Source organism: Lawsonibacter sp., from assembly GCF_022777125.1.
Lineage (GTDB): Bacteria > Bacillota > Clostridia > Oscillospirales > Oscillospiraceae > Lawsonibacter_A > Lawsonibacter_A hominis.
This window is the reverse complement of the sequence record NZ_JALFGV010000146.1, coordinates 1-2,464: the sequence shown is the minus strand read 5'-3', so window position 1 is coordinate 2,464 and position 2,464 is coordinate 1. Positions and strand designations below refer to the sequence as shown.

The following is a 2,464-nucleotide window of genomic DNA, read 5'->3' as shown; positions in this document are numbered from 1 at the left end:
GGCGTAGACCTTCTTGGCCTTCCCCTCGTAGAGCTGCTCTTTCTTCTCGTAAGCCATGCTAAAATTCCTCCATCTGAATTTTTTGATCTTTATCCATAACTTCCAGAGCCATATCGGTCTTGAATTGGGAGAGCGTTCCGGACAGGCCGTCGTCGGAGAGCGCCAGCATCTGGGCGGCCAGGATCGCGGCGTTGTCCGCCCCGTCCACGGCCACGCAGGCCACCGGGATGCCCTTGGGCATCTGCACCATGGACAAAAGAGAGTCCAGCCCCCCCATCATGGAGGTCTTGATGGGCACGCCGATGACGGGCAGGGTGGTATAGGCGGCCAGGACCCCCGCCAGATGGGCGGCTTTACCGGCGGCGGCTATGATGACGCCGAAGCCCTTCTCCCGTGCGGAAGAGGCGAACTGCTCCGCGGCGGCGGGCGTGCGGTGGGCGGAGATGACGTGTACCTCAAAGGGGACGCCGAACGCCTTCAGGCGTTTCATGCAGGCGCGCATGGTATCCAGGTCGCTGTCCGAGCCCATGACGACGGCAACTTTTTTGCTCATACAGATCCTCCAGTCTTAAAATGCCAAACGATTTTTGAGGAAAAGAAAAAATAAATCAGGGTATCCATGATAAGGATACCCTGATGGGTTACCGTTCAAAATTGGACAGGCTGGCACAACGACCGCAGCGGGCCGCAGAGCGCGTCATGTGCACCGCCGCCATCCAAGTACCCCCTCGTCTTCTATCTGCCTACAATATATCGGATTTGCCGGGGGTTTGCAAGGGCGAAAATCGAATTTCGTAGGCTTAGACAACTTCCGGGAGCAAAAAGGGAAGGGGGATTGTAAAGTGTGTGTCAGGCGGAGACAAAGAATGCTTCAGCGCAGCCGCCCGTCGGTGCCCACCACCACGGTGCGCAGAGGGATGTCCCGGCCGCTGCGCGCCACCGCCGTTTCGGCGGCGCGCTGGATGCCGCCGCAGCAGGGAACCTCCATCCGCGCTACCGTGACGCTTTTGACCTCGTTGGCAGCCAGGATGGCGGCCAGCTTTTCGGTGTAATCCCCCTCGTCCAGCTTGGGGCAGCCGATCAGGGTCACCCGTCCGGCAATGAAGTCCCGGTGGAACGCGCCGTAGGCGTAGGCGGTGCAGTCGGCGGCAATCAGCAGGTCGCAGCCGTCAAAATAAGGGGCGTTTACCGGCGCCAGTTTGATCTGTACCGGCCACTGGCGCAGCTGGCTGGGCATTTCGCCGGCGGGGGCGGGGGCGCCGTCCCGGCGCAGGGCGCGGCTCTGACTGCCGGGGCAGCCGCAGGGCGGCACGCCGGCGGACCGGGCCGCCTTGGCCGCCAGCACGGCGGCATGGTCGTAGGCGGGCGCCTCCCGCTCCTCAAACGTAATGGCCCCGGTGGGGCAGGCGGGCAGACAGTCGCCCAGACCGTCGCAGTAATCCTCGCGGGTGAGGCGGGCCTTGCCGCCCACCATCTGGATCGCCCCCTCGTGGCAGGCGGAGGCGCAGGCGCCGCAGCCGTTGCAGAGCTCCGGGTCGATTTTGATGATTTTGCGTTTCATGGGGATTCCTCCTTGCTTTTGTAAGGAGAGTATACTATACTGAGGTCGAGTTGTATGTTGCATCTGCAACGAATGGAGGGAAAAACATGCGCCAGTATCTGCCGGTGCTGCGCCGGGTGCCCCTGTTCGCGGGGCTGGAGGAGGAGCAGCTGATGGAGGCCCTGGAGTGCCTGGCCGCCCGTGTGAAGTGCGCGGCGAAAGCAGCGGCGGTGTTCCGGGCGGGGGAGAAGGCCGCGGCGCTGGGCTGCGTACTGTCCGGCGGGGTGCAGGTGTGCCGGGAGGACGCGTCCGGCGAGCGGATCGTCCTGGCGGGGCTGGAGGCGGGGGAGCTCTTTGGAGAAGCCTACGCCTTTGCGCAGGACAACACTCTGGCGGTGTCGGTCTATGCGCTCGAACCCACCACCGTCCTGCTGGTGCCCGCACGCCGCCTGCTGGAGCCCTGCCAGCGGGCGTGTCCCTTTCATGCCCGGCTGATCCGCAATTTAGTGACGCTGCTGGCGGAAAAGAATCTACAGCTTTCCCGGAATATTCGGTATCTGTCCGCCCGCACCATCCGGGAAAAGCTGACGGCCTATCTGGAGGAGCAGGCGCTCCGCGCCGGACAGGACAGCTTTACCGTTCCCTTTGACCGCCAGGCCCTGGCGGACTACCTGTGCGTGGACCGCAGCGCCCTGTCAAGGGAGCTGGGGCGTATGCGCTCGGAGGGACTGCTGGAGTTCGAACGCAGCCGCTTCACCTTGCATCCCGGGCGATAAAAACGGCCGCACGGTTTCCGTGCGGCCGTTTTTATCGGTGATGTCAGTCCCTGAGATACTGCTTTACCAGTTCCTGCAGCAGCTCGTCCCGATCCAGCTTGCGGATCAGGGCGCGGGCGTTGTTGTAGTTGGTGATATAGGTGGGGTC

At 63.2% G+C, this 2,464-nt stretch carries 4 protein-coding genes; 1 reads left to right on the top strand and 3 read right to left on the bottom strand.

Going from position 1 to position 2,464, the window contains the following annotated elements; genetic code table 11:
- Nucleotides 1–58: 58 nt before the first annotated feature.
- Nucleotides 59–553, bottom strand: a complete 495-nt coding sequence (gene purE / locus MR825_RS12050) for a 5-(carboxyamino)imidazole ribonucleotide mutase (protein WP_186907066.1) — start codon at nt 551–553, stop codon at nt 59–61.
- A gap of 318 nt (nt 554–871) precedes the next feature.
- The gene (locus MR825_RS12045; RefSeq protein WP_186907067.1) at nt 872–1,561 is read right to left on the bottom strand and encodes an ATP-binding protein; all 690 of its coding nucleotides are present in this window, start codon (nt 1,559–1,561) and stop codon (nt 872–874) included.
- A gap of 86 nt (nt 1,562–1,647) precedes the next feature.
- Between MR825_RS12045 and MR825_RS12040 the strand changes: the two genes are divergently transcribed.
- On the top strand, nt 1,648–2,316 hold the full coding sequence (locus MR825_RS12040) for a Crp/Fnr family transcriptional regulator (RefSeq protein WP_186907068.1): 669 nt from the start codon (nt 1,648–1,650) through the stop codon (nt 2,314–2,316).
- 43 nt (nt 2,317–2,359) lie between these two features.
- Here the strand turns inward: MR825_RS12040 and MR825_RS12035 are convergent.
- Nucleotides 2,360–2,464: IreB family regulatory phosphoprotein (locus tag MR825_RS12035; protein ID WP_287880917.1), on the bottom strand; the 105-nt coding region annotated here is incomplete at its 5' end.